Origin of the sequence: Mycobacterium sp., assembly GCF_051006775.1 — a bacterium.
GTDB lineage: Bacteria > Actinomycetota > Actinomycetes > Mycobacteriales > Mycobacteriaceae > Mycobacterium.
In genome coordinates, this window is sequence record NZ_JBPCSX010000150.1 from 31,442 (window position 1) to 56,334 (window position 24,893).

Sequence of the window (24,893 nt, forward strand, 5' to 3'; positions counted from 1 at the left end):
AGAATGTAGCTTTGTGGGCATCGACAGTCACATCAGCACCGAGGGCGTGTGGATCATCGTCCCGGCCTTCAACGAAGCACAGGTCATCGGCGACGTCGTCGCGGACCTGCGATCGGTTTTCTCCACCGTCGTCGTCGTCGACGACGGGAGCCGCGACGACACCGGCGAGATCGCGCTGCGTGCCGGGGCGCATGTGGTGCGTCACCCGGTCAACCTCGGCCAGGGAGCCGCCATCCAGACCGGTGTGGAGTACGCCCGCAGCCGGCCCGGCGCGACGGTGTTCGCCACCTTCGATGCCGACGGTCAGCATCGGGTCAAAGACGTCGTGACGATGATCGAGCGGTTAGCGCACGGCGATGTCGACACCGTGATCGGCACCCGGTTCGCCGGGTCGACCATCAGCCACACACCGCCGCTGAAAAAACTCATCCTGCGTATCGCCGCTTCGCTGAGCCCCAGCAGTCGGCAGCTGCATCTGACCGACGCTCATACCGGCCTGCGGGTGTTCAACCGGACGGTGGCCGACAATCTGAGCCTGACGATGAGCGGTATGAGCCACGCCGGCGAGTTCATCAAGCTGATCGGCGAAAACGGTTGGCGGGTGGCCGAAGAACCGGTCGAGATTCTCTACACCGAGTACTCGCTGTCCAAGGGCCAACCCCTACTCAACGGAGTGAACATCGTCTTCGACGGATTCCTGCGCGGAAGGATGCGGCGATGAATGTCATCCAGGGGCTGCTGATCGCGGCGGTCATCGCACTGCTGGTCTACCTGCTGCGCTCCCGGACCAATGCCAAGGCCAAAGCCTGGGTGAAGGTCGGTTACGTACTGTTCGTGATCGCTGCCGTCTACGCAATCCTTCGACCCGACGACACGACCGTGGTGGCCAACTGGCTGGGCGTCGACCGCGGAACCGACCTGCTGACCTACGCGCTGATCATCGCGTTCGTATTCACCACGCTGAGTACGTATCTGCGGTTCAAGGAACTCGAGTTGCGTTATGCGCGACTGGCCCGCGCGGTCGCCCTCGAGGGTGCGCGCACTCCCGATCACTGAATCACGGGATCACTGATTCGCGGGATCACGGATTCGAGCGGAAGTACTCGACCGTGCGTCGCACACCTTCGTCGAGACTCACCCGCGGGTGCCAGCCCAGCACCGCTTCTGCCCTACCCGGATCCAGACACGACCGGGCCAGATCGCCGAGCCGTGCCGGTTCGTAGGCCGGCTCGTCAGGCGCTCCGACCGCGGCCGCAACGATGGTGTGCAGCTGCCGGTCGGTGGTCTCGGTGCCGGTGCCGACGTTGAACCGCTGACCGCCGCCGGCAGCGCCGGAGGCACGCACGAACGCGTCGACGACGTCATCGACGAAGACATAGTCGCGGGTGTTCAATCCATCGCCATAGACCCTGGTCGCTTCACCGGCGAGCATCGCCCTGACGAAGATCGCCACCACGCCGGCCTCACCGTGCGGATCCTGCCGCGGCCCATACACATTCGCCGGGGCGATATGCGAGCAGTCCATGCCATACAGATGGCGGAAGGTGTTGAGGTAGACCTCCCCGGCGATCTTTCCCGCGGCATACGGAGATCCCGGGTCCGGCGGCGCGCTCTCGTCGGTCGGGTAGTCGATCGGCACCCCGTAGATGGATCCACCCGAGGAGGTGTGCACCACCTTGCGGACACCCGCCCGGCGAGCCGCCTCGGCCAGCCGGACCGTCCCCAGAACGTTGACGGTCGCGTCGGACTCCGGGTCGGTGACCGAACGGCGTACGTCGATCTGTGCGGCGAGGTGGAAGACCACCTCGGGCTCGGTGCCGGCCAGCAGCGTGATCAGGTCGGCGGTGACGATATCGGCCTGCACGAACTCGAACCCGGCGGCGGATCCGGCGCTTTCCAGGTTGACCAATCGGCCGGTGCTCAGATCATCGACGCCGACAACGCTGTGCCCGTCACCGAGCAGACGGTCTACCAGGGTTGAGCCGATGAAGCCGGCCGCTCCGGTGACCAGTGCCCGCATTCGGACCACCATACCGATGCAGCCGCACCGTACAGTCGTGGCCGATGTCCGATCAGTCTGGGTCCGATCTGCCCGCGTCCGATCTGCCCGCGCGCGTGCCACTGGTCGCCGTCGCGGCCGTGGGCCTGATCGGGCTGCAATTGGCGGTGCGCGGCGTGTTGGCGTTCGGCGGCTACTTCTACTGGGATGACCTGATACTGGTCGGCCGGGCCGGCACCCAACCACTGCTCTCGGCGGCATACCTGTTCACCGACCACGACGGTCATGTGATGCCGGCGGCGTTCCTGCTCGGCGGTGCCATCACCCGGGCCGCTCCGCTGGTCTGGGCCTGGCCCGCGCTGAGCCTGATGGTGTTGCAGGCGCTGGCCTCACTGAGCCTGCTTCGCGTACTGCACATCGTCCTCGGCTGGCGCCGGGTGCTGCTCATCCCGCTGTGCTTCGCATTGTTCACCCCGCTGGGCATTCCGGCGTTCGCCTGGTGGGCCGCCGGGCTGAACAGTCTGCCGATGCTCGCGGCGATGGCTTGGGTGTGCGGTGACGCGATTCTATTGGTGCGCGACGGCAATAGGCGTCACGCGATCACCGCCGCGCTGGTCTATCTCGGCGGGCTGCTGTTCTTCGAGAAGTCCGCGGTGATCCCGGTGGTGGCGTTCGCCGTCACCGCCCTGCTCTACCACGTACGGGGTGAGCGCTCCGCTGTGCGGACTGTCTGGGCTCGTGGCCGAGGCCTGTGGGTTGCGGCGGCGGTTCTGACGGCGATCTGGGCCGTGCTCTACGTAGCCGTTGTCGACCAGCGGCGGTGGAGCTGGAATCTCGCGATGACATGGGACCTGTTGCGCCGCTCGGTGACTCACGGCATCGTGCCCGGCCTGGCCGGCGGACCCTGGGACTGGCAGCGTTGGGCTCCCGCCTCGCCATGGGCGGTGCCGCCGACCGCTGCGATGGCACTGGGGTGGGCGGTGCTGATCGCCGCGGTGGCACTGTCGGTGTTGCGGAAGCAACGCATCGCCGGGGTATGGCTGGTGGCAGCGGGCTACGCGCTGGCCTGCCAGGTGCCCATCTATCTGATGCGATCCTCGGAGTTCACCGCCCTCGAGTTGGCCCAGACCCTGAGATATCTGCCGGATCTGGTGGTGGTGCTGGCGATGCTGGCCGCGGTCGGGCTCTGCGCACCCAACCGGCCGAACACCCGGTGGCTCGACACCTCCCCCGCGAGGTCGATGGCAGTCGCCGTCGTGGCCGTCGGCTTCATGGCCGCCAGCCTGCTGTCCACCCGAACCTTTCTGATCAGTTGGCAGGACAACCCGACAAAGGCCTATCTGCAGAACGCTGTACGCGGTCTCGCCGATGCCAGAGCGACATCCCCGGCGGCGCTGCTGGATCAGGAAGTCGATCCGCTGATTCTGCAGCGGGTGGTCGGGCCGGAGAATCTCGCCAGCCACATGTTCGCGTTGATCGGCGATCGGCCCGAGTTCGCCCGCTTCACCGACCGGCTGCGCATGCTCGACAGCAGCGGTCACATCATCGACGCGAAGGTGACCTGGACGCGTCGGATCGCGCCGGGTCCCCGTCCGCAATGCGGATACTTCGCACAACCGAACTCCCCAGTCCTGATGCCACTTGACGGGCCGCTACTGCCGGCCGAATGGACCGCGGAGATCAGCTACCTCGCCAATACCGAGGGCACCATGGCGCTTTCACTGCCCGTCGGCCCGGAGACGAAGGTTGCGGTCAAGCCCGGACTGAACCGCGTCTTCGTCCGGCTCTCCGGAGCCGGCGACGCAATCACCGCGAAGGCAACCACCGCCACCCTGGCCGTGTGTCTTGCCTCCGGCCCGGTCGGCTACCTCGCGCCGCGCTGACCCGATCAGCAATCCCCCTCCGCCGACTGGAACTCCGCGATCACGGCGGGCATCGCAGTACGCAATTCGCTACCGGCCGTCGTCGCTGCGACCGCCGTCATCTGGATGGCCACATCACGGCCGTCGCTGAGCAGGTACGTGACCGCAGTGCCGACCACATCGAGAAGCTGCGCGCGCAGCAGTTCTTCGGTGCGCGCCTGCGCCGCCGCGACCTGGTCCAACGCCACGCAGTAGCGCAACTGGTGATAGACGGCGGCGTCGATTTTCTGGAATAGGCGCATCGCGAAGAGCCGGGAGGCAACCTCCGGGCCGCCGGCCTGACGAAGGAACCCTTCCTTGGCTGCGAGCTCGCTGACGAGTGTTTCGGCAGACTTCAGACACAGCCGAACAAACAGATGTGAGACCTCGACGGCGATGATTCCGGCGGTCGGATCATCAAGGTCGGAGAGGTCGAAATCAGCGGGCAGTTCCGGCAGCGACTGGGGCGGTGTGGTCTCGAACATGCGCCTATTTTCCCAAAGCGGTCTGACATATTTCGGCCTCGCGAATCCCGAAAATCCATCTACATCTGCGGTTAGTCGAGTTTCTGCGGCTATCCCCAGTGTCTGTGCCATGCACAGTCGCGCCTGTTCGGAGTTCATTGTCCGGGGTGCCTATGACACGTTTCGGGCGTGAGCGAGTCAGCGGTGGATGTAGCCGGCCTGTACCGGTTGGCCGGCCGGTACAGGACCTGGTCGGACGATCTCGCCGAGCCGACCATGCCCACGGAATCGGCGCCGGGTTTACGCTCCGCGGTCGCCGCCGCAGAAGTGCAGCGCGGCCTCGCCGCCGCCTCGGAGGCACTCGCCGCCCGGATGCGGCAAACCGCCGCGGCGCTCGTCGATGCCGCCGACGCCTATCGGGCCACCGACACCGATTCGGCAACAGCACTGCGCCACCTGTTGGAGGCCTCGTGGGACGGGTTCTGACGCTGAGGGAGATTCGGCATTGGGACCCCGGTCATCTGACCGAGGCGGCAACCCGATGGACCACCACGGCCTCGACTTGGGAGACCCGCTTCACCGAACTGGCCCACGGTCTCGACGACTGGGACGGCGCCGCCGCTGAGCACGCGCGTGAACGCGCCATCGTGGATCGCCGAGACGTCGTCGGCATCGCGGACCGGCTGCACGCCGCCTCCACAGTCGCCCGGGCGGGTGCGCAGCGGATCGCGGATGTCAGACGGGGCATCCTCGACGCCGTCAACCGTGCCGAGGGCGCCGGGTTCACCGTCAGTGAGAACTTTCGCGTTTCGGCCACCGGTCCGGAGCGTGGAGTGCAGGCCCGGGCACTGGGTCGCGAACTGAGTTCGCGACTCGACCGTCTGGTGTCTGCCGACCGGCAGATAGCAGCTGAGATCACCTCCGCCGCAGCCGGACTGCGGATCAGTTTTCTCACAGCTCCTCCGCCGCAGACGGTGCATCGTTTCACCGAGAGTCCACCCGAGCATCCAGAACCCGGCAATCCGGTGTCCCTCGCGGAGGACCCACAACAGTTCAACGAGCAGTGGAACAGTCTCGGCCGCCACGAGAGGGACCAGATCTTCCACCGGGACAACGCGATCGGCAACCGACCGGGTATGCCGTTCACTGATCGGGACACCTACAACCGGATCCACCTCGATCGGTTGCAGGCGGCCTCCCAGTCCGAGGTCGATACTCTGCAGACCCGCTTCGACGAGCTTGCTGCCCGGGTCTACACCGGTGATCACAGCGGTCCGACAACCGACGAACTACGGGCTCTGACTCCCCGACTCGCTAAGGCCCGGCGCCGACTCGACGGATATGAGTCGGTCCGCAGGGCACTCACAGCCAGCGACGGGGTGCCCCGTCTACTGGGCCTCATCGATGATCAGGGACACGCGGCGATATCGATCGGCGATCCCGATTCCGCCAGGCGCACAGCGGTTTTCGTACCGGGGACCGGCCAGGACATGACCGTCATCGACGGAAGCAGCCGACGATCGCTGGACATGTTCGGGGCCACCCTCGATGCTGACCCGTCGCTGTCCGCGCGTGATGTATCGATCACCACCTGGGCTGGGTACGACCGGCCGATGACGCTTGCCGAGGCGGCCTGGCCGGATCGTGCCAGAAGTGGGGGAGCCGCACTGGATTCCTGGATGAACGGCCTGCACGCCTCACATCGGGGATCCGCCGCCGTGGACACCGTCATCGGACACAGTTACGGCTCCACCCTGGTGGGCGGGGCAGCCACGGATGGACACCACCTAGCGGCAGACAATGTGATAGCGGTCGGCAGTCCTGGAATGCTGAGCAGACATGCCACAGACCTTGCGCTGGACTCCGGCGCCACCGTCTACTCCATGACGGCCGGAAACGATCCGATCAGTCTGGTCACCGATCTCACCCTGGGTGCCGATCCCAACGGCGCCGACTACGGTGCGGTACGTCTGGTGACCGATTCCGGAGCGGCACTGCCCTATTCGGCCGGGGTGTTACCCGGGTTGTCCGCGCACGGCAGCTACTGGGACGAGGGCAACCCCGGACTCGGCAATATCGGGGCCATCATCGCCGGCATCGGGCCGATAGCGGTGGTGCGATGACACTCCCCGCGCTCACGCCAGTCATCATCACCGCCGCCATTGTTCTTTCAGCATGTGCTGGGAAGGGAGCGCTCCCGATGACAACCGAGTCCCAACAAACAACAGAATCTCAACAACAGGTCCAGAACACTGTCGTCGACCATCTACGGCGCACCCTGGCGGCTCTGCCACCGGGGACCGTGCTCGATGCCACCCGCTTCCCCGGAGCGGGCCACAACAGTTACTGCACCGATGACGACACCGGTCCGTCCGCCTCGATGCGCTTCCACACCATCGGTGAACTCACACCTCCGGTGAACAGCGACGCGACCGAGCTCGTCACCGCGGTCGGAGATGTCTGGCGACACTGGGGTTGGCAGGTGGACGAACGGGACGGGTTCCGCAAACCCAACCGATTCGGCTACGGACCAGACGGATACCGCCTGCAGATCGTCACCGCCGCCGCGCCGGGCCACCCGCCAACACTGCAGGCCAGTTCTCCGTGCTTCCCTCCTCAGATCGCCCGCGATGACATACCGATCCCGAAGGTCCTTCGCGCCGGATGACCTCAGGAGCGGGGGCCGCGTTTCCGGCACGCCTCCGAGCAGTACTTCACACTGTCCCAGTCGCGGACCCACTTCCTACGCCATTCGAAGGGCCGATCACAGCTCTGGCAGATCTTCGGAGGGTGGCCGTTTTTGACGCGGGGTTCGGGCGGCACGAGACCGACCATAGAGATTTGGAGCCGCCTAGGAGAATCGAACTCCTGACCTATTCATTACGAGTGAATTGCTCTACCGACTGAGCTAAGGCGGCGTGGCACTGCGATGAGCACTTGCGCGACGAGCTTCTCGCTGGGCCGACCGTGAAGTCTACCCTTCCGGGCGCAGCGCTTGGCCCACGGTGGCGACCAGCGCATCTACTGCGAATTTCGGTTTGACGTTCGTGGCCAAGGCCTCCCGGCAGGCCAGCACCGCCTCTATGCAGCGCAGCAGACGCTCCGGGGTGGCGTGGTTGGCCATGGCAGCCACCGAAGACGCCATATCCGGATGGTTGACCGACACCGTCACCGCGCCGGTGGAAACCATCAACGCATCACGGAAGTAGGTTCCAAGATCCAGGAGGGCGCGGTCCAACTCGTCGCGGGATGCTCGCGTCTGCCGCGATTTCTGGCGCTTCTCAAGGTCTTTGATCGCCTTGTCTGCTCCGCGCAGCACTCCCGCCGTTCCCTTGCCGGTACCACCGGCACCCAGTGCGGTGCGCAGTTCGTCGACCTCGGCCTCATCACGCCCGACATTGAGCGTCTCAGCCTCAGCCTTGGCGGTGGCGACGAGCTCCTCGGCCGCCGCATACGCCCGGGTCGGCGTTGCGGCATCCCGGGCCAAGCCCAGCGCCCTGGTCCGGCGGGCCCTGGCATCCGGATCGGTGGCCAGGCGACGGGCCCGCCCGACATGCCCTCCGCCCGCGGCGGCCGCCCACTGCGCGTCCTCGGCCCGCAGACCGTCGACGTCCATCAGAACCTCAGCGATCGCGGCCGGCGATGGTGTCACCAGGGCCACATGCCGACAGCGGGAGCGCAGCGTGATCGCGATATCTTCGGGATCCACCGAGGGGGCGCACAGCAGGAATACCGTCGACGGTGGTGGCTCCTCCACGACTTTCAGCAGGGCATTGGCCGCACCCTCAGTCAGCCGGTCGGCGTCTTCGATCACGACGATCTGCCAGCGGCCGGTGGCCGGCCGTCGCGATGCGGTTGCGACGATCGCCCGCATCTCCTCAACCCCGATCGAGAGACCCTCGGGGATGATCCGGCGCACATCGGCATGGGTCCCGGCCATCGTCGTCGTGCACGGCCGACACTGACCGCACCCGGCAACACCATCGCCGGTGCACTGCAGGGCGGCGGCGAAGGCCAATGCCGCCACCGAACGACCCGAGCCGGGCGGTCCGGTGATCAGCCAGGCATGGGTCATCGAACCCGAAATCGTCGCACCGTGAGCAGAATCACCCCGCGCCACCATCGCGGCAGCCACCAGCTCCGGCACCACCGCGCTTTGGCCGACCAGCCGCGAAAAAACCCCTGACATCGCCTGCCAACACTACTGCGGGACCACGACAGAGCAGGTCGCGGATACCGCGCCGGGGTTTGGAATACCCGCCCGACCGCTACGGTAAGTGGGTGAACAGCGCGCCGGCGACGCGCGGGCGGGTCAGAGAATTCGTCCGCTGGGTGGTACGCACGCCGTGGGCGGTTTTCTCCCTCGGAATCCTGCAGGCCGACATCATCGGGGCGCTGCTGGTGCTGGGCTTCCTACGCTTCGGCCTGCCGCCGGCCGACCGGTTGAAACTCCAGGATCTGCCGCCGCACAACCTCGCGATCTTCCTGGGCTACCTGTTCATCGCATTCGCCGTGGGCAGCTTTGTCAGTCTCACCCTGCTGCGACCGGTGTTCCGCTGGCAGCGCCGCGATGCCCTGCTGACCGAGGACGACCCGGTAGCCGCCGAGCAGGCCCGGCTACGGGTACTTCGGATGCCCGCCTACCGCTCGACCATCAGCATGACCCTGTGGCTGCTCGGCGCCGTGGTGTTCATCGGGGCGAGCTGGCCGGTGGCCAGCCATGCTGCACCGGAGCTCGCCGTCGCGATTCTGCTGGGGGCGACCGCAACCGCGATCATCGGCTATCTGCAATCCGAGCGGGTGCTGCGACCTGTCGCGGTGGCCGCCTTGCGCGGCGGCGTCCCGGAGAACTTCCGCCGGCCGGGGGTGGTGCTGCGACTGGTGCTGACCTGGATGCTGTCCACCGGAGTGCCCCTTCTGATGATCCTTCTGTCGGTGGTTGCCAGCAAGTTCGCTCTGCTGGACTCCCCACCGGAGAGCCTGTTCACGCCGATTCTGATGATGGCGATCGCGGCACTGGTTGTCGGACTACTCGGCAACATCCTCTCGGCGATGGCGATTTCGGATCCGCTGCGTCAGCTGCGCTGGGCGCTCGGCGAGGTTCAGCGCGGAAACTACAACGCGCACATGCAGATTTACGATGCCTCCGAGCTCGGGCTCCTGCAGGCGGGTTTCAACGACATGGTTCGCGAACTCAGCGAGCGCCAGCGGATGCGTGACCTCTTCGGCCGCTACGTCGGAGAAGACGTCGCGCGACGAGCTCTGGAACGGGGTACCGAACTCGGCGGCCAGGAGCGCGATGTCGCGGTGCTGTTCGTGGACCTGATCGGTTCGACGCAGTTGGCCGCCACCCGCCCACCCGGCGAAGTCGTCGGACTGCTCAACGAGTTCTTTCGAGTCGTCGTCGACACGGTTCAGGAACATGGCGGGTTCGTCAACAAGTTCCTCGGTGACGCCGCGCTGTGCGTCTTCGGCGCCCCGCTCGAACACCCGGACGCCTCCGGTGCGGCACTGGCCGCATCCCGCGCATTGCACGACAGGTTGGTGGCCGTCCTGGGCAAAACCGACTTCGGTATCGGGGTGTCGGCCGGGCGGGCGATCGCCGGGCACATCGGCGCGCAGGCCCGCTTCGAATACACCGTGATCGGCGACCCGGTCAACGAGGCTGCCCGACTGACCGAACTCGCCAAGCTCGAAGAGGAACACGTTCTCGCGTCGGCGATTGCGGTCAGCGGTGCTCTCGACGCCGAGGCGCTGTGCTGGAATGTCGGCGAGATAGTCGAACTGCGGGGACGATCAGCACCCACCCAGTTGGCACGTCCGGTGAACCTGGTGATTCCCGCTGCGCCGGCCGAGATAATCAGCGACCTCGCGAACTGACCGGCTAGGTTCAGCTCTTCTTGGCGGGAGCCTTCTTGCGGGCAGCCTTCTTCGCCGGAGCCTTCTTGGCGGCAGCCTTCTTGGCGACGCGCTTCACCGGCCCGCGGGCGCGGCGGTCAGCCAGCAGTTCCGAGGCGCGTTCATCGCTGATCGTCAGCACGTCGTCACCCTTGCGCAGACTCGCGTTGGTCTCGCCGTCAGTGACGTACGGCCCGAATCGGCCGTCCTTGATCACCATCGGTTTGCCGGTGGCGGAGTCGCTACCCAACTCACGCAGTGGCGGGGCCGCCGCACCGCTGCCCCCGCGTCGTTTGGGCTCGGCGTAGATCTTCAGCGCCTCATCGAGGGTTACGCCGAAGATCTGGTCCTCATTGGCCAACGAGCGAGAGTCGGTGCCGCGCTTGAGATATGGCCCGTAGCGGCCGTTCTGCGCGGTGATCTCCTCGCCGTTCTGCGGGTCCACGCCGACCAGGCGCGGAAGCGAGAGCAGCTTGAGCGCATCCTCGAGTGTCACCGTCTGCAGATCCATGGAACGGAACAGCGACCCGGTACGAGGCTTGGGACCGGTCGGCTTCTTGGTCTTCTTGGCGGTCACTCCACCGTCATCGTCGGGCGGCGGCGGCAGCACCTCGGAGACATACGGCCCGTAACGGCCGTCGCGGGCGATGATCTCGTGCCCGGTCTCCGGATCGACACCGAGAACCCGGCCCTCCTGCGGTGTCGCGAAGAGGGTTTCGGCCAACTCCAGGCTCAGTTCGTCCGGCGTGATCTCGTCGCTGAGGTTGGCCCGCTGCGGGGTCGGCTCGCCGTCCTCGCCCGTGATCATGCGTTCCAGATACGGCCCGTTCTTACCGACCCGGACATAGACCGGCCGGCCCTCGGCATCCTCGAACAGGTTGATGGAGTTCACCCCGCGGGCATCGATGCCCTCCAGATTCACTCCGACCAGTTTCTTCAGGCCGCCCGCACGCGCAATCGAGTGCGGCACACCGTGTTCGCCGCCGAAGTAGAAGTTGTGCAGCCAGTTGGTGCGATGTTCGTGGCCCGAGGCGATCTCGTCGAGCTCGTCCTCCATGGCGGCGGTGAAGTCGTAGTCGACGAGCCGGCCGAAATGTTGCTCGAGTAGTCCGGTGACTGCGAACGCCACCCAGGACGGCACCAGAGCGCTGCCCTTCTTGTGCACGTAGCCGCGATCCTGAATGGTCTTGATGATCGAGGAATACGTTGAGGGACGGCCGATTCCGAGTTCCTCGAGCGCCTTGATCAGCGATGCCTCGGTGTAACGGGCCGGCGGGCTGGTGGCGTGACCCTCGGGGCTGAGGGTGACAGCATCCACGCGCTGGCCCTGTCGCAGGTTCGGCAGCCGGCTCTCGGCGTCGTCGGCCTCACCACCGGCCTGTTCATCGACGGTCTCGACGTATGCCTTCAAAAAGCCCGGGAAGGTGATGGTGCGCCCACTCGCGGCGAAGGTCGTGTCGCGGCCATCGGAGGAAGACCCGGATATGCGCAGACTCAGCGTGGTGCCGCGGGCATCGGCCATCTGCGAAGCCACCGTGCGCTGCCAGATCAGCTCATAGAGGCGGTAGCCGTCGGTGTCGAGTTCGGCGCGCAACGCACCCGGGGTGGAGAACGTGTCACCGGCGGGCCGGATCGCCTCGTGCGCCTCCTGGGCGTTCTTGACCTTGCGGGTGTACTGCCGCGGCGACGGGTGGACGAACTCCTCGCCGTAAAGCTGGCGGGCCTGGGTACGCGCGGCGTTGATCGCCGACCCCGACAGCGTGGTCGAGTCGGTTCGCATATAGGTGATGTAACCGTTCTCATACAACCGCTGCGCAACGCTCATGGTGCGCTCGGAGCTGAACCGCAGCTTGCGGCCGGCCTCCTGTTGCAGCGTGGAGGTCATGAACGGCGGGTACGGCCGGCGGGTGTAGGGCTTCTCCTCCACCGATGCCACCGTCAGGGGAGCGCCCCGCAGCCCGGCTGCCAGCGCGGTGGCGGCGGCCTCATCGAGAACCATCACCTCATCGGGCTTCTTCACCGAGCCGCTGGCGTCGAAATCCCGTCCGGCGGCCACTCGCTTGCCGTCCACGGCGACCAGCCGGGCAGTGAACCGCGGCGGGGTGGCGCCGGGGTCGGACACACTGGCGTCGAGCTCTGCGAGCACGTCCCAGTAGCCGGCGCTGCGGAAGGCCATCCGTTCCCGTTCGCGCTGAACGATGATCCGGGTCGCGACCGACTGAACCCGGCCGGCCGAGAGGCGCGGGGCGACCTTCTTCCACAGCACCGGGCTGACCTCGTACCCGTAGAGCCGATCGAGAATGCGGCGGGTCTCCTGGGCGTCGACCAGGTCCGTGTCCAGATCGCGGGGGTCCTCGGCGGCCGCCCTGATCGCGGACTCGGTGATCTCATGGAACACCATCCGACGCACCGGGATCTTGGGCTTCAACGTCTCCAGCAGGTGCCAGGCGATGGCTTCACCCTCGCGGTCACCGTCGGTGGCGAGATAGAGCTCGTCGACGTCCTTGAGCAACCCCTTCAGCTCGCTGACGGTTGCCTTCTTATCGGGGCTGACGACGTAGAGGGGTTCGAAGTCCGCATCGACGTTGACTCCCAGGCGCGCCCATTTCTCGGACTTGTACTTCGCCGGCACGTCGGCAGCGCCTTTGGGCAGGTCACGGATGTGGCCGCGGGAGGACTCGACAATGTAATTCGGTCCCAGATACCCGGCAATTTTGCGCGCTTTAGTCGGCGACTCGACGATGACGAGCCGCCGGACGCTGCCGGATTTACCGGGACGGTCGTCGCCAGCCAACTGCGCTTACGCTCCACTTCTTCTTATAGCCCGACAGCCGCTTCATGCCGTTTAGGCCTTGACACCCCGCCGAGCGGGCATGTGACACAGTGGCACCACTTGACCGGGGGATGCAACCCGACTCCCCGGCGCGAGACCCTCAGACCTGCGGCCAGGTGGTCAGCGCCTGCGGGTCATCCGGAGCTTCCCCGACGTTCTCCACCAGGCGTAATAGCCGCCTGCGGCCGCTGATTCGCAGAGCGGGCCTGGCCCCCCGGGTTCCGATCAAGGTCGGGGCGATGCCCACCCTCATCAGAGCCGACGCCAGCGGGGAATGAGTGTCGGGGGCGTGGGGATCAAGGCCCAGCAGATAGCGGTCGGCCTCGGGGACGCCAGCGGCCAGTGTCCATGCGCGCAGCTCGCGTGGCCCCGGCAACCACTGCGGAGGCACCGTCTTGACCGCGCCCCGGGTCCAGTCCGCCGCAATACCGACCAATCGCACGTCGACGGCGGTGCGCACCAGCGGGGTCTCCTCCTCGGTCCGGGTGATCTCAGGCTGCAGACCTGCTGCGGCCATCATGTCGGCCAGCGCGGCGGCCCGCCACAGGGCGTCGACCACCACCGACAGCCGTGCGCCAGAGCTCACCGTCACCACCTGGCCGGCTGCCGCCAGTACCCCGGTGAGGTCGGTGACCGCAGGGGGCACCGACTCAGCGGAGAAAAAGGACAGCTGACTCACGGGTTGACACTAAGGCAGCCGGGACCCGGGCAGCGACGATCCGCCCCGTGCCGGAAAGAAAACACCCCCGCAGCACCCGTGAACGGGGCTGGCGGGGGTGTTTGTCAGATCGTCGTTGGTCAGATGGCGCGGACGCCGGTGGCCTGGGGCCCCTTGGGGCTCTGGCCTACCTCGAACTCAACCCTCTGGTTCTCTTCCAGGGTGCGGAAGCCGTTACCCTGAATTTCCGTGTAATGGACGAACACATCGGCCGAGCCGTCCTCCGGGGCGATGAAGCCGAAGCCTTTTTCCGCGTTAAACCACTTCACAGTTCCCTGTGGCATTGAAACTTTCCTTCTCTTACTACGGGCGGTCCGCCGATGTTTCGGCAGGCCGGGCCAGTTCCGACCGCCATACCTTCGGAGAGTGATCCGGAATACTCCCGGCATCGAGACCCTCGCAGGAACCGCGACCGCAACGTCGATCCTGCGATTGTGGAGACACGAACACAGAAGCTGCGACCTCTTTCATCCAACCACGTTCTGCCCGGCTAGAACAGTCGGAGACACAATTCGGCTCCAAGAAGCGGTGAGGGGAGGGTCCGGATGGCCACTTTCGGCGGCGAACTGCTGTCGGCGGTGTGCGCCGGGGCCGATGCGGACTCGGGTGCCGCGTTGCGTCATGTCGCCGAGATCGCCCCCCGGTCCGCGCAGGCGCGGGACTGGCCGGCCTGGGTCGATACCGATGTGCGGGCGGCTCTGCAGGTCCGCGGGATCGGTGCCCCGTGGTCACATCAGGTCCAGGCAGCCGACTTTGCCCACGCCGGCCTGGATGTGGTGATCAGCACCGGGACGGCGTCCGGGAAATCCCTGGCGTTCCAGCTTCCGATTCTCAACGCGCTGGCCGCCGATCCCCGTGCCAGGGCCCTCTATCTTTCGCCGACGAAGGCCTTGGGGCATGACCAGTTACGCAGCGCGCACGCATTGACCGCGGCAGTGCCTGCACTGGCCGATGCCGCACCGGCCTCCTACGACGGTGACACCCCGGCGGAGGTGCGGCGGTTCGCCCGCGAGCGGTCCCGCTGGCTGTTCTCCAATCCGGACATGATCCACCTGTCGATACTGCGCAACCACACCCGTTGGGCGGTCTTCCTACGCGGCCTGCGCTACATCGTGGTCGACGAATGTCATTATTACCGAGGGATTTTCGGCTCCAACGTTGCCATGGTGCTGCGCCGTCTACTTCGGCTGTGCGAACACTACGCCCCCGCCGGATCAGCGGGTCCGACGGTGATCTTCGCCAGCGCCACCACCGCCGCACCGGGTGCTACCGCCGCGCAGCTGATCGGCCGCCCGGTGGTCGAGGTGACCGAGGACGGGTCCCCGCACGGCGCGCGAACCATCGCGCTATGGGAACCCGAACTCCGGGAGGATCTATCCGGGGAGAACGGTGCACCGGTGCGGCGATCGGCCGGCGCCGAGGCGGCCCGAATGCTGGCCGATCTGGTGGCCGAAGGAGCGAGGACCCTGACCTTCGTCCGGAGTCGCCGCGGTGCTGAGTTGACGGCCCTGGGCGCAAGGGCCCGCCTGGCGGAGATCGCCCCGCAGTTGGTCGACACCGTCGCCTCCTATCGCGCCGGTTATCTGGCCGAGGACCGCCGCGCACTGGAAAGCGCCCTGACCGACGGGGAACTGCGCGGGCTGGCCACCACCAACGCACTGGAACTCGGCATCGATATCGCTGGTCTGGATGCGGTGCTGCTGGCCGGCTTCCCCGGCACCGTCGCGTCGTTCTGGCAGCAGGCCGGCCGGTCCGGGCGGCGCGGACAGGGCGCACTGGTGGTCCTCATCGCACGCGACGATCCGCTGGACACCTACCTGGTGCACCACCCCGAGGCCCTGCTCGGCAAGCCCGTCGAGCAGGTGGTCATCGACCCGGCCAACCCGTATGTGGTTGGGCCGCAGTTACTCTGTGCCGCAACGGAAATGCCGCTGCACCAAAGCGAGGTCACCGACTGGGACTCCGAGGCGGTGGCAACCGAACTGGTCTGTGACGGACTGCTGCGCCGACGCGGCGACAAGTACTTCCCCGCGCCCGGCCTGGACCCACACCACGGCGTCGATATCCGGGGAACTTCCGGCGGCCAGGTGGCGATACTGGAGGTCGACACCGGACGGATGCTGGGCAGCACCGAGGCCGGGCAGGCGCCGTCGGCCGTGCACCCCGGCGCTGTGTACCTGCACCAGGGTGAGAGCTATGTGGTGGACTCGCTCGATCTCGGTGGCGGAATCGCCTTCGTGCACGCCGAGGACCCCGGATATTCGACATTCGCCCGGGAGATCACCGACATCACCGTGACCGGACAGGGCGAGCGGGTCAGTTATGGAGCAGTGACACTGGGACTGGTCCCGGTATCGGTGACCCACCAGGTGGTCGGCTATCTGCGCCGCAGGATGTCCGGTGAGGTGATCGATTTCATCGAACTCGACATGCCCCGGCAAACCCTGTCGACGATTGCGGCGATGTACACCATCACCCCGGAGGCGTTGCAGGACAGCGGTATTGAATGGTCTCAGGTGCCCGGCTCATTACACGCCGCCGAACACGCCGCCATCGGATTGCTGCCATTGGTGGCCAGTTGCGACCGCGGCGACATCGGTGGGGTGTCGACGGCGATCGGTGAAGCCGGGCTGCCGACGGTGTTCGTCTACGACGGCCACCCGGGCGGAGCCGGCTTCGCGCAGCGCGGGTACCGGCTGGCCGGCACCTGGCTCGGGGCGACGGCCGAGGCGATCGAGGCCTGCGAGTGCCCACAGGGTTGTCCGTCATGCGTGCAGTCACCCAAATGCGGGAACGGAAACGATCCTCTGGACAAGGCCGGCGCGATCCGGGTGCTGCGACTGGTGCTGGCCGCACTGGAATCAGGCCCCGAACCGGGGGACGCCTGACCCTTGGCTGCCGACCGACCCCTCAAACGGTCGACAGCCACCCCGCGTGCTGATCCGGCGCCCCACGGTCGGGAGGCCGTTAGCCACGACGAAACCGCAGGAGCGGCAACAAGCGGTCGGACAACGCGACCCGCTCGGCAAGTCCCTTTTGGGGACGTACCAACAGAGACGCGCGCTGGCGCGAGCAATGCAACCGCGCTGGCCGCCCGACCGGTCATCCAGCGGGATGTCCTCTTACCTGCGATTTCGGAGCTACCCGCCAGTACGAATGGCCCGGTGGGCGGCTAACCTAGTGAGGTGATCGGGGACTGGTTGCTGGTGGAGACACTTGGCGACCAACCCGTGGTCGTTGCCCAGGGCAGGCAGATGAAGAACTTTGTGCCGATCGCTGTTTTCCTGCGCCGGAATCCGAATCTGGCGGCCATCCAGACCGCGATCGCCGAGACGGTCGCATCCGGCACCGGACTGGCCAGTATCACCCCGAAGACCAACCGGGTCATCCGCACCGAGCCGGTCCAGATGTCCGACGGACGCGTGCACGCGGTCCACGTCTGGTGCGGGCCGGTCGACGAGAGACCTCCCGATCGGCCCATCCCCGGTCCGCTGATATGGGATATCACCATCAGCGAGGGGTCCGCGACCGCGGAATACTTCGTCAACGCGGGCATGGATCCCGAGGCCGAGGCCAGCACCGGCCGTGCCTTCGCCGAGGACGTGCCCAGCCGCAGTCTCAATCGCGACGAGTCCAAAGCGCTGTCCATGGCGATCGACGCGGCCCCGGGCCGCACCTACTGTGCCACCTGGGACTTCCCCGACAAGCAGGGCGCTTTCCGCCGGGTCGGCTGGTGCGCGCGCACCCTGATGGAACCGTACGACGACGGCACCGAACACCTGGTGTGTCGAGCGATGAACGTGCTCGAGAGCGTCAGCGATTCGCCGGTGCCCCCGAGTGCATTCGCCGACCGCATCCTCAGCGGCATGGCCCAGCCCGGGGTCTACCGGGCGGTGGCCGACATCAACACCTGGACGCTGCTCAAGTGGCTCGATGAGCCCTGCCCCTACTTCAACTGGCGGGTCGCCGAAATGCACCCCGCCGACCGCGCCCATCTCGCCGAGCAGATGGCCGAAGAATTGGAGCATGGGACCACCAGCGCGGTGTTACGTCTCTCCGGTAACACCGACGGCGAGTGGGTTCCGTTGCACGTCACCATCAATCGGATGGAGCTGGAGGGCGGTGTGTACGCCGGACTGGTGACACTGCGGTTGCCGACGGAGGACGAACTCACCCACGCCGACCTGGGACCGTCGGAGGGATTCCGCACCTAGTCACTCGTCACGGGGCCGGCCCGAGCCGACGCCCGGGCATGGCGGCCGAACACTGCGCCGACCGGGACCGAGACGACGACGGTCACATCCAGCTGTTCTGCTGTACAGGCCAGGACCCTGGCCGCCATTGCGCGGGCCAGGGCGGCCGCCTGACCGCAGGCCGCCGCCGTACCGGTGGGCATCCCCGCGGCCGCGGCCAGTGCGGCCAGATCGGCGGCGGACTGCGCACGGTGGCGCGCGATCACGGCAGACCCCAACCAGATGCCGGCAATCGATACCAGCGCCAGGATCGCGATGAACGTGGCTGCCAACACCGTGGCCGCGCCGGTCTCATCGCCTGTCCGGTCACCGAACCGGTTCACGGGCCGCGACAGCTTCGCCGCTGATGACCACCCCGGGCAGGATTGACGCGCGATCGGTAACCCGCGCAACGACATAACCTCCGCTGTCGCGCAGTTCCACCGCAGCACCGGGGGGAGCCAGGCCACCGGCGACACCGACGGCCATGCTGTCACCGCGGGCAGCCAGTCGAGCGACCTCGCGGGCTGCGTCGATACAACGCACCTGCATCGACAGCGCCGTCGCACCGGCGAGGCAGAGCAGCAGAACGCTGACCAGACTCGCGATGGCCAGCGCGGCCTCGACGGTGCTGAACCCGGCATCGCCGGTCAGACCCTGGTTGTCAGTGCCCGGTTGATGATGTTGGTCAACGCACCGACGATCGAGTCGCCGGTGACCACGCTGTAGAGGATTGCGCCGAACGCGGCGGCCGCGATGGTTCCGATCGCATACTCCACCGTCGACATTCCGGACTCCTCGACCATCAGTAGATTCATCCGAGCTTTCATGAGGCGGATAGCTCTGTTGAACATGGTGATTCCCTTCTTCAGACTGATGGGTGAACCTCACTGCACTCATGCGATCACCGAGCCGAGAACGTCGGCGGCAAGCCCAGCCACCACCGGCACGATGCCCACGCAGACGAACGCCGGTAGGAAGCACAGGCCGAGCGGACCCGCGATGAGAACACCGGCTCGTTCGGCAGCCGCCGCCGCGGCGTGCACCGCGTCCAGACGCAACTGGTCGGCGAGCTCGGTCACACCGTGCGTGAGCGCGCTTCCGGAACTCGCCGACCGCCTCGCGAGTCGCATCAGCGCTTCCATATCGACGTCATGGCTGTCCGCCGACCAGGCGGTCTCCGGGTCGGCGCCCAGTGCCAGCAGATCGGAAGCCCGTTGCAGGACTGCACGCATACCCGGCGGAGCCGCCGGTGCGGTGGCGGCGGCGGCACGCGCGACGCTCATACCCGCCCCGAGGCATACAGCCAGCACATCGAGGGCAGAGGCGACAGCGAAAGGATCAGTGGGGCAACACCTTCCGAGCGCGCTGGTATCACCACGATTCACCAGACCTGCGCGGGCTCGCGCCGAAATCGGACCCACCCCGCAGAGAAGAGCGGCGGCCAGCAACAGGGCCGCGACGCTCATGCCGCGAGCCTGTCCACGATGCGGTCCGACCAGGACACCCCGGCCCAGGTCAGGCCGGCGCCGATCAGCAACAGCCAACTGCCAACGCCACCACCGAGCAGGAACCGCATCGGATGGGCACCGATGAGTTGACCCAGCAGGATCCCCAGCACCGGCAGCCCGGCCAGGATCGCCGCCGTGGCCCGAGCCCCCGCTAGGCCAGCATCGACCTGGCCGCTGAACCGTTGCCTATCGACGATGTCGCGTTGGGCCGCTCGCATCAGCGTTGACATCCCAAGGCCGTGATCGGAGGCCAGCCGCCAGCAGACCGCTATCCGCTCCCAGTAGAACGGAACCTTGGACTGATCGGCCACCTCACGCAGGCCGGCGGCGACGTCGGCGCCCAGGCCCGCTCGTGCGGTGACCATGTGCAGGGCGGCACCGACCGTGTCGCCCGATTCGGATGCGGCGATACCGAAGGCACGCAACGGGTGTGCCCCGATCCGCAGTTCTCCGACGAGAGTTTCCAGCGCTGCCGTCATGGCCTCGCCTTCGGCTCGGCGTTCCCGCTGAAGGCGGCTCCGCCGGCGGCGCGACTGCACTGCGGCCGCCGCGGCGGCGCAGACCAACGCCAACGCCGGTGACGTCACGCCCGCGTACATAAGACCCAGCACCACGAACGGTAGTGCCAGCGGTGCGGCCGCCGGCCTGCTCGGGGACGGGACAAACAGGTGCCGCCGCACATGCGCCGGTGCCACCAACGCTGCGACGGCCAGCAGCAGCGCGACCAACGATACGGTCGTCATCAGCCGCACCGCCGCTCGATCATCCGGTTCAATGTCGCCGAACCCTCGAGGATTCCGAGTCCGGTCCGCCAGGCCGGTATCGCCCGGACCAATCCAGCTTCGTCGCGCTGCAGCAGAGCGATCTCAGCCAGTCGTCGGCCGCGCCCGCTGCGGCTGACATGCACCACCACCTGCACTGCAGCTGCAAGCTGACTGTGCAGAGCGCCCCGGTCCAAACCGCCGAGGGCTCCGAGAGCCTCCAGTCGGGTGGGCACCTCCGCCGGGCTGTTGGCGTGCACTGTGCCTGCCCCACCGTCATGGCCGGTATTCAAGGCCGCCAGGAGATCAACCACCTCAGCGCCGCGAACCTCACCGACCACGATGCGATCCGGCCGCATTCGCAGTGCCTGCCGAACCAACTGCCGAAGGGTGATCTCCCCTACTCCCTCCACGTTGGCGCCGCGGGCCACCAAGCGGACAAGGTGCGGATGGGTGGGCGCCAGTTCCGGCGCATCCTCGACACAGACGATGCGTTCCCCGGCGTCAACGGCACCGAGTGCGGCGGCCAGCAGAGTGGTCTTACCCGCCCCGGTTCCGCCGGACACCAGGAAAGCCAACCGCGCGGCGATGATTCCGGCCAGCAGGCGCCCGGCCTCCACCGGTATCGCGCCGGCGGCCTCCAGTGCCGCCAGATCCTGGGTCGCAGGCCGCAGCACCCTCAGCGACAGACAGGTGCCGGCGATGGCAATCGGCGGCAGTACGGCATGCAGTCGAACCGCACTACCCCTGGTGCCCAGGCCGACGAGTTGCCCGTCCACCCACGGTTGCGAATCGTCGAGACGCTGACCCGCGGCAACCGCGAGACGCTGCGCCAGGCGGCGTACCGCTGCCTCGTCTGGAAATCGGATATCGCTGCGGCGCAGCCCATTTCCATCATCGACCCAGACCTCCCCGGGGGCGATCACCAGGACATCGGTGGTATCTTCGGCTGCCAGCAGCGGCTCCAGGATTCCGGCACCGCTCAGCTCGGTCTCCAGCATGCGGAGACTGGTCAGCATCTCGGTGTCCCCCAGAACACCGCCGGACTCGGCGCGAATCGCGGCGGCGACGACAGCTGGACGCAGCGGCACAGACTCAGCGGCGAGCCGTTCGCGGACCCGGTCGATCAGTGACCCACTCATGCTCCCCCCGGCTCAGATTGCACGGCGGCAAGGACGGTCCGGGCCGCCTGTGTGATCGGGGAACGGCGCCGCATCCGCCATCCGCCGGTCTCGAGCTGGTGGTCAAGTCCGGGTTCGGGTCGCATCGCGGCCAGCAGCGGCATTGCGGCTGCCCGCGCAACCTCCGCGGGCCGCAATCCCCCCGGCGCCGGTCCACGCACCACGAGTCCGAGGTTGGAATTCACCGTCCGCAGAACACCGGCCAGCGCCGCGGTCGCTGCGATGCCGCGAACATCACAACTGGTGATGACGACGACCATGTCCGCGCCCTCGATCGCCGAGGCGGACGCCGGACTGAGGTGGCGCGGGACATCGCAGATCACCGTCGCGCCACCACGCAGTCCCGCGTCGGTCACCGCGTTGACCGACGCCACCTCGATCTCGTGATAGGTCCTGGCTGCCGACAGAATCAGGACACGGTCACGGCTCGGAAGTGCCTGGCGCACCGCCGCCCACGTCAGCCTGCCGTCCTGTACCCGCAGATCGGGCCAGCGCAGTCCGGGTGAGCGCTCCGCTCCGAGCAGCAGATCGACGCCGCCGCCGCAGGGATCCAGATCCACCAGGAGCGCTTCACCCGCACATCGAGCCAGCGCGGTCGCGAACACCGACGCTCCCCCGCCACCGCGACCGGCGATCACAGCCAGTGACCGACCCCGGCGCTGGGCCGCGTGCCCGCTCTCCGCCGCCTCCGACAACCGGTGCACCAGCTGGGCCTCCTGGGCGGGCAGCGTGAAGAGATGCCGCACCCCAACCTCGACCGCCACCTCCCAGGTACCCGGGGACGGTTCGCCCGCGCCTACGAGGAACACCGCGTCGCGGCGGGGAAGCATGTCCCGCGCGCAACGACGGGCACCGTCGACGTCGAGAATGACCGCCGCCGCACTCAACCAACCGCGGCTGGTCGGCGTATGCCGTCGAACCGCCCGAACGCCCACCGCCGCTGCCACACGATCTGCGCTTTCCGCCAACTTCGGGTCACTGATCACGGTGAGCACTGTTGCGCCGGAAGCCATGCCGACACGGTGGTCCGCCAGCGGTGCGGCCGCCAGCCAGCAATTGCTGCGCTGTGGATGAGTAGCGATCGGTGGATTGCCTACGGTGTTGCGCGCCTAGACAAACTATGTGCGGCCATAAACATGTGTGGCCACAAATAAAGGACGACCCTCGCCAGGGGGGGAGTAGGCGAGGGTCGTCGTGTATCAGCCCCGGGGGGTCGGGCTGATGCACACTCAGCATAAGCCGAGTGATCCTCACTATACACACGGCGCGGCGGTCGGGCGCAAGGGTGAACCGCCCTGGAAAACCAGGATTTTGCTGTGAAATTACACCCTCCGCCAGGTGGCATGGACTGTCATCTTCGGCCGCTCCGGTGGAGGCGTCCGGTGCCGGCGCGCCTATCCTTGACGCCGTGACCGCAGCCCGCACGGCCGCATTCTTCGACCTCGATAAGACCGTCATCGCGAAACCGAGCGCTCAGGCCTTCAGCAAACCGTTCCTCGATCAGGGCCTGCTCAATCGCCGGGCGGTCCTGAAGTCGAGCTATGCCCAGTTCCTGTTCCTGATGCCCGGCGCCGACCGCGACCAGATCGACCGGCTGCGGTCGCACGTGACCGACATGTGCACCGGATGGGACGTCGAGCAGATCAGGACGATCGTCAACGAGACCCTGCATGACATCGTCGATCCGCTGGTCTTCGCCGAGGCCGCTGAGTTGATCGCCGACCACCGCCTCTGCGGGCGTGATGTCGTGGTGGTGTCGGCTTCCGGCGAAGAGATCGTCTCGCCAATCGCCCGGGCACTCGGCGCGACGCACGCCATGGCCACCCGGATGGTGGTGGCCGACGGCAAGTACACCGGCGAGATCGAGTTCTACTGCTATGGCGAGGGCAAGGCAGCCGCGATCCGGGAGCTGGCCGCCATCGAGGGATACCCGTTGGAACACTGCTACGCCTACTCCGACTCGGTCACCGACCTGCCGATGCTCGAGGAGGTCGGTCATCCGTGCGCGGTCAACCCCGACCGGGCCCTGCGCAGGGAGGCCGCCGCCCGCGGCTGGCCGGTGCTGAGCTTCTCCCGGCCGGTGCCACTGCGCGAACGTATTTCCGCACCATCGGGTGCCGCGGTGGCGACCACCGCCGCACTCGGACTCAGCGCGCTGGCGGCCGGCGCACTGACCTATGCCCTCACCTCTTCGGTCTTGCGGCGCTTGGGTTTCTAGTGTTTTGAAACTGTTGCCGTTTCCCTCTTGCTGTGACGGTCGTCACGGAGTAAAACAGTGTGTACGGACGCTCGGCGAGGCCAAGGTGGCATCGGAAGAGAAGATTCCACTTCCCGACCTGAGCGGCCCAGCACGGTTCCAGGCACCCACGCGGAGCACGCCGCGGAGATGGCAGAAGTGTTGCGGGCCTGCGAAATTGCGCAGAGCAGTCGGGCTGCGACTCCATGGGTCGAGTCGTAGTCGCAGCGCGGCGCAATATCGCCGAGGCCGACCCACGCAACCCACACAGCACGCTTGGTAACCTCGGAACCGTGCTAGCGGGCGGCGAGCCGAACACAATGTTCGGAGCGCCGCCCGTTTCATGTCTCCGACATTTACCGGCGACTACTTCGCCGCGGCCTCGGCAATCGACAACGCCTCGCGCGCACCATCTTCCATTCCACGGCAACACATCAGCAGCCAGGCACCGACGCCCTCCTGCGTGCCGGTCGCGAACCCGGCAGCCGCGGCGCGGTACTCCTCAGCGCGGCGCAGCCAATACACTTCCGGCACACCGAGTCCATGCGGATCCAGCCCGGTGGCGATGGACACTAACCGCGAAACCGCCCGCGCGACAACGCCGTCGGCACTTCCGAACGGCGCCAGCGTGAGCAGCTCACCGTGGGCCACGCCGGCGAGCACCGGCGCTGCGACCGAACTCCCCCCGGTCACCAGGCTGCTGAGCAGGTCCAGTCGAGCCGCTGTTTCCGGTTGCTGTCGCGGCCGGCCGAGATGCTCCTCTTCGACCAAGTCCGCCGCCGCAAGCGCATGCAGACGTGCCAGTGCCTGCAGAGGCGCCCGCTGCCACACGCCCACCAGTGTGGTCGCCCCACCCTCAAGAGCCTGACCCGCGCGCAGGGCACCGGCCAGTACCGGGTCCTCGGAGATGGCGTCGAGTTCGATGCCGCCGCCGTCCAGTGCCGAGGAGGATCGCGAACCACGGACCGCGGACTCGGCGGCGGTCAGCGGCCAGTTGCGCAGATTGGTGCGATGCCGGTGCGCCTTGCCCAGCGCCGCCCGCGCCGCCTCGGCGGCATCAGCGACATCCGGAAGCTGCAGAAGGGGTGCAAGCAGATCGCGTCGCTGGAGCCCGCCGGTGGTCACCTCGGCCACGCTAGCCGCGCCCACCGACCCGGAC

25 protein-coding genes and 1 tRNA gene are annotated in these 24,893 nt (G+C 67.1%); 10 read left to right on the forward strand and 16 right to left on the reverse strand.

Annotated features, from left to right (window positions below; genetic code table 11):
* The first annotated feature begins 13 nt into the window (after window positions 1-13).
* Both ppgS and ACR2JI_RS10920 read left to right on the forward strand, forming a co-directional pair.
* The gene (gene ppgS, locus ACR2JI_RS10915) at window positions 14-721 is read left to right on the forward strand and encodes a polyprenyl-phospho-N-acetylgalactosaminyl synthase PpgS (RefSeq protein ID WP_526390088.1); all 708 of its coding nucleotides are present in this window, start codon (window positions 14-16) and stop codon (window positions 719-721) included.
* On the forward strand, window positions 718-1,056 hold the full coding sequence (locus ACR2JI_RS10920) for a DUF2304 domain-containing protein (RefSeq protein ID WP_526390089.1): 339 nt from the start codon (window positions 718-720) through the stop codon (window positions 1,054-1,056). The genes ppgS and ACR2JI_RS10920 overlap by 4 nt, the downstream gene beginning before the upstream one ends.
* Before the next feature lie 25 nt (window positions 1,057-1,081).
* Here the strand turns inward: ACR2JI_RS10920 and ACR2JI_RS10925 are convergent, their stop codons facing one another.
* A complete protein-coding gene (locus tag ACR2JI_RS10925) occupies window positions 1,082-2,020 on the reverse strand; it encodes an NAD-dependent epimerase/dehydratase family protein (protein WP_526390090.1) in 939 nt (312 codons plus the stop codon).
* 44 nt (window positions 2,021-2,064) lie between these two features.
* Between ACR2JI_RS10925 and ACR2JI_RS10930 the strand changes: the two genes are divergently transcribed.
* Entirely contained in the window at window positions 2,065-3,882 is a 1,818-nt protein-coding gene (locus ACR2JI_RS10930; protein WP_526390091.1) for a hypothetical protein, read from the forward strand.
* 5 nt (window positions 3,883-3,887) lie between these two features.
* Here ACR2JI_RS10930 and ACR2JI_RS10935 read toward each other — a convergent pair whose 3' ends face one another.
* The gene (locus ACR2JI_RS10935; protein WP_526390092.1) at window positions 3,888-4,385 is read right to left on the reverse strand and encodes a hypothetical protein; all 498 of its coding nucleotides are present in this window, start codon (window positions 4,383-4,385) and stop codon (window positions 3,888-3,890) included.
* A 168-nt stretch (window positions 4,386-4,553) separates the two neighbouring features.
* Between ACR2JI_RS10935 and ACR2JI_RS10940 the strand changes: the two genes are divergently transcribed.
* The 3 genes from ACR2JI_RS10940 (at window position 4,554) to ACR2JI_RS10950 (ending at window position 7,032) form a co-directional block, all read left to right on the forward strand.
* Window positions 4,554-4,850 carry a hypothetical protein gene (locus ACR2JI_RS10940; RefSeq protein WP_526390093.1) on the forward strand — a complete coding sequence of 99 codons (297 nt, stop codon included), beginning with the start codon at window positions 4,554-4,556 and terminating at the stop codon, window positions 4,848-4,850.
* Complete coding sequence (locus ACR2JI_RS10945) at window positions 4,835-6,487, forward strand: alpha/beta hydrolase (protein WP_526390094.1); 1,653 nt, start codon at window positions 4,835-4,837, stop codon at window positions 6,485-6,487. The genes ACR2JI_RS10940 and ACR2JI_RS10945 overlap by 16 nt, the downstream gene beginning before the upstream one ends.
* 77 nt (window positions 6,488-6,564) lie before the next feature.
* A complete protein-coding gene (locus ACR2JI_RS10950) occupies window positions 6,565-7,032 on the forward strand; it encodes a hypothetical protein (RefSeq protein WP_526390095.1) in 468 nt (155 codons plus the stop codon).
* A gap of 2 nt (window positions 7,033-7,034) precedes the next feature.
* On the opposite strand, the gene ACR2JI_RS10955 is transcribed toward ACR2JI_RS10950, so the two are convergent.
* From ACR2JI_RS10955 to ACR2JI_RS10965, 3 genes are all read right to left on the reverse strand, one after another.
* Window positions 7,035-7,199, reverse strand: coding sequence for a DUF2256 domain-containing protein (locus ACR2JI_RS10955; RefSeq protein ID WP_526390096.1), 165 nt, complete (start codon window positions 7,197-7,199; stop codon window positions 7,035-7,037).
* A gap of 7 nt (window positions 7,200-7,206) precedes the next feature.
* Window positions 7,207-7,282 (reverse strand) — tRNA-Thr (locus ACR2JI_RS10960).
* A 56-nt stretch (window positions 7,283-7,338) separates the two neighbouring features.
* Window positions 7,339-8,553 carry a DNA polymerase III subunit delta' gene (locus ACR2JI_RS10965; protein ID WP_526390097.1) on the reverse strand — a complete coding sequence of 405 codons (1,215 nt, stop codon included), beginning with the start codon at window positions 8,551-8,553 and terminating at the stop codon, window positions 7,339-7,341.
* 44 nt (window positions 8,554-8,597) lie between these two features.
* Here ACR2JI_RS10965 and ACR2JI_RS10970 point away from each other — a divergent pair, with 44 nt between their 5' ends.
* Window positions 8,598-10,244, forward strand: a complete 1,647-nt coding sequence (locus ACR2JI_RS10970) for an adenylate/guanylate cyclase domain-containing protein (protein WP_526390124.1) — start codon at window positions 8,598-8,600, stop codon at window positions 10,242-10,244.
* Between the two features lie 10 nt (window positions 10,245-10,254).
* Here ACR2JI_RS10970 and topA read toward each other — a convergent pair whose 3' ends face one another.
* The 3 genes from topA to ACR2JI_RS10985 form a co-directional block, all read right to left on the reverse strand.
* Window positions 10,255-13,056: a type I DNA topoisomerase gene (topA, locus tag ACR2JI_RS10975; RefSeq protein ID WP_526390098.1), complete on the reverse strand. Its 2,802-nt coding sequence runs from the start codon at window positions 13,054-13,056 to the stop codon at window positions 10,255-10,257.
* 139 nt (window positions 13,057-13,195) lie between these two features.
* The gene (locus tag ACR2JI_RS10980) at window positions 13,196-13,774 is read right to left on the reverse strand and encodes a hypothetical protein (protein WP_526390099.1); all 579 of its coding nucleotides are present in this window, start codon (window positions 13,772-13,774) and stop codon (window positions 13,196-13,198) included.
* Between the two features lie 119 nt (window positions 13,775-13,893).
* Window positions 13,894-14,097: a cold-shock protein gene (locus ACR2JI_RS10985; protein ID WP_293307026.1), complete on the reverse strand. Its 204-nt coding sequence runs from the start codon at window positions 14,095-14,097 to the stop codon at window positions 13,894-13,896.
* A gap of 261 nt (window positions 14,098-14,358) precedes the next feature.
* Here ACR2JI_RS10985 and sftH point away from each other — a divergent pair, with 261 nt between their 5' ends.
* Both sftH and ACR2JI_RS10995 read left to right on the forward strand, forming a co-directional pair.
* Window positions 14,359-16,701 carry a DNA 3'-5' helicase SftH gene (gene sftH / locus ACR2JI_RS10990; RefSeq protein WP_526390100.1) on the forward strand — a complete coding sequence of 781 codons (2,343 nt, stop codon included), beginning with the start codon at window positions 14,359-14,361 and terminating at the stop codon, window positions 16,699-16,701.
* Window positions 16,702-16,998: 297 nt separating this feature from the next.
* Window positions 16,999-18,027, forward strand: coding sequence for a PAS domain-containing protein (locus ACR2JI_RS10995; RefSeq protein ID WP_526390101.1), 1,029 nt, complete (start codon window positions 16,999-17,001; stop codon window positions 18,025-18,027).
* Here ACR2JI_RS10995 and ACR2JI_RS11000 read toward each other — a convergent pair.
* The 7 genes from ACR2JI_RS11000 to ssd are packed head-to-tail and all read right to left on the reverse strand — an operon-like array spanning window position 18,024 to window position 22,511.
* Complete coding sequence (locus tag ACR2JI_RS11000) at window positions 18,024-18,389, reverse strand: Rv3654c family TadE-like protein (protein ID WP_526390102.1); 366 nt, start codon at window positions 18,387-18,389, stop codon at window positions 18,024-18,026. The genes ACR2JI_RS10995 and ACR2JI_RS11000 overlap by 4 nt on opposite strands.
* A complete protein-coding gene (locus ACR2JI_RS11005; RefSeq protein WP_526390125.1) occupies window positions 18,373-18,699 on the reverse strand; it encodes a TadE family type IV pilus minor pilin in 327 nt (108 codons plus the stop codon). The genes ACR2JI_RS11000 and ACR2JI_RS11005 overlap by 17 nt, the downstream gene beginning before the upstream one ends.
* On the reverse strand, window positions 18,696-18,899 hold the full coding sequence (locus ACR2JI_RS11010; RefSeq protein WP_526390103.1) for a DUF4244 domain-containing protein: 204 nt from the start codon (window positions 18,897-18,899) through the stop codon (window positions 18,696-18,698). The genes ACR2JI_RS11005 and ACR2JI_RS11010 overlap by 4 nt, the downstream gene beginning before the upstream one ends.
* Window positions 18,900-18,941: 42 nt before the next feature.
* Window positions 18,942-19,514, reverse strand: a complete 573-nt coding sequence (locus tag ACR2JI_RS11015) for a type II secretion system F family protein (protein WP_526390104.1) — start codon at window positions 19,512-19,514, stop codon at window positions 18,942-18,944.
* A complete protein-coding gene (locus ACR2JI_RS11020) occupies window positions 19,511-20,299 on the reverse strand; it encodes a type II secretion system F family protein (protein WP_526390105.1) in 789 nt (262 codons plus the stop codon). The genes ACR2JI_RS11015 and ACR2JI_RS11020 overlap by 4 nt, the downstream gene beginning before the upstream one ends.
* Window positions 20,299-21,459 carry a TadA family conjugal transfer-associated ATPase gene (locus ACR2JI_RS11025; protein WP_526390106.1) on the reverse strand — a complete coding sequence of 387 codons (1,161 nt, stop codon included), beginning with the start codon at window positions 21,457-21,459 and terminating at the stop codon, window positions 20,299-20,301. The genes ACR2JI_RS11020 and ACR2JI_RS11025 overlap by 1 nt, the downstream gene beginning before the upstream one ends.
* Window positions 21,456-22,511: a septum site-determining protein Ssd gene (ssd, locus tag ACR2JI_RS11030; protein WP_526390107.1), complete on the reverse strand. Its 1,056-nt coding sequence runs from the start codon at window positions 22,509-22,511 to the stop codon at window positions 21,456-21,458. Before ssd ends, ACR2JI_RS11025 begins: the two co-directional genes overlap by 4 nt.
* Before the next feature lie 356 nt (window positions 22,512-22,867).
* Between ssd and ACR2JI_RS11035 the strand changes: the two genes are divergently transcribed.
* Window positions 22,868-23,716: an HAD-IB family hydrolase gene (locus ACR2JI_RS11035; RefSeq protein ID WP_526390108.1), complete on the forward strand. Its 849-nt coding sequence runs from the start codon at window positions 22,868-22,870 to the stop codon at window positions 23,714-23,716.
* A gap of 384 nt (window positions 23,717-24,100) precedes the next feature.
* On the opposite strand, the gene ACR2JI_RS11040 is transcribed toward ACR2JI_RS11035, so the two are convergent.
* The gene (locus tag ACR2JI_RS11040) at window positions 24,101-24,859 is read right to left on the reverse strand and encodes an oxidoreductase (RefSeq protein WP_526390109.1); all 759 of its coding nucleotides are present in this window, start codon (window positions 24,857-24,859) and stop codon (window positions 24,101-24,103) included.
* Window positions 24,860-24,893: the final 34 nt, after the last annotated feature.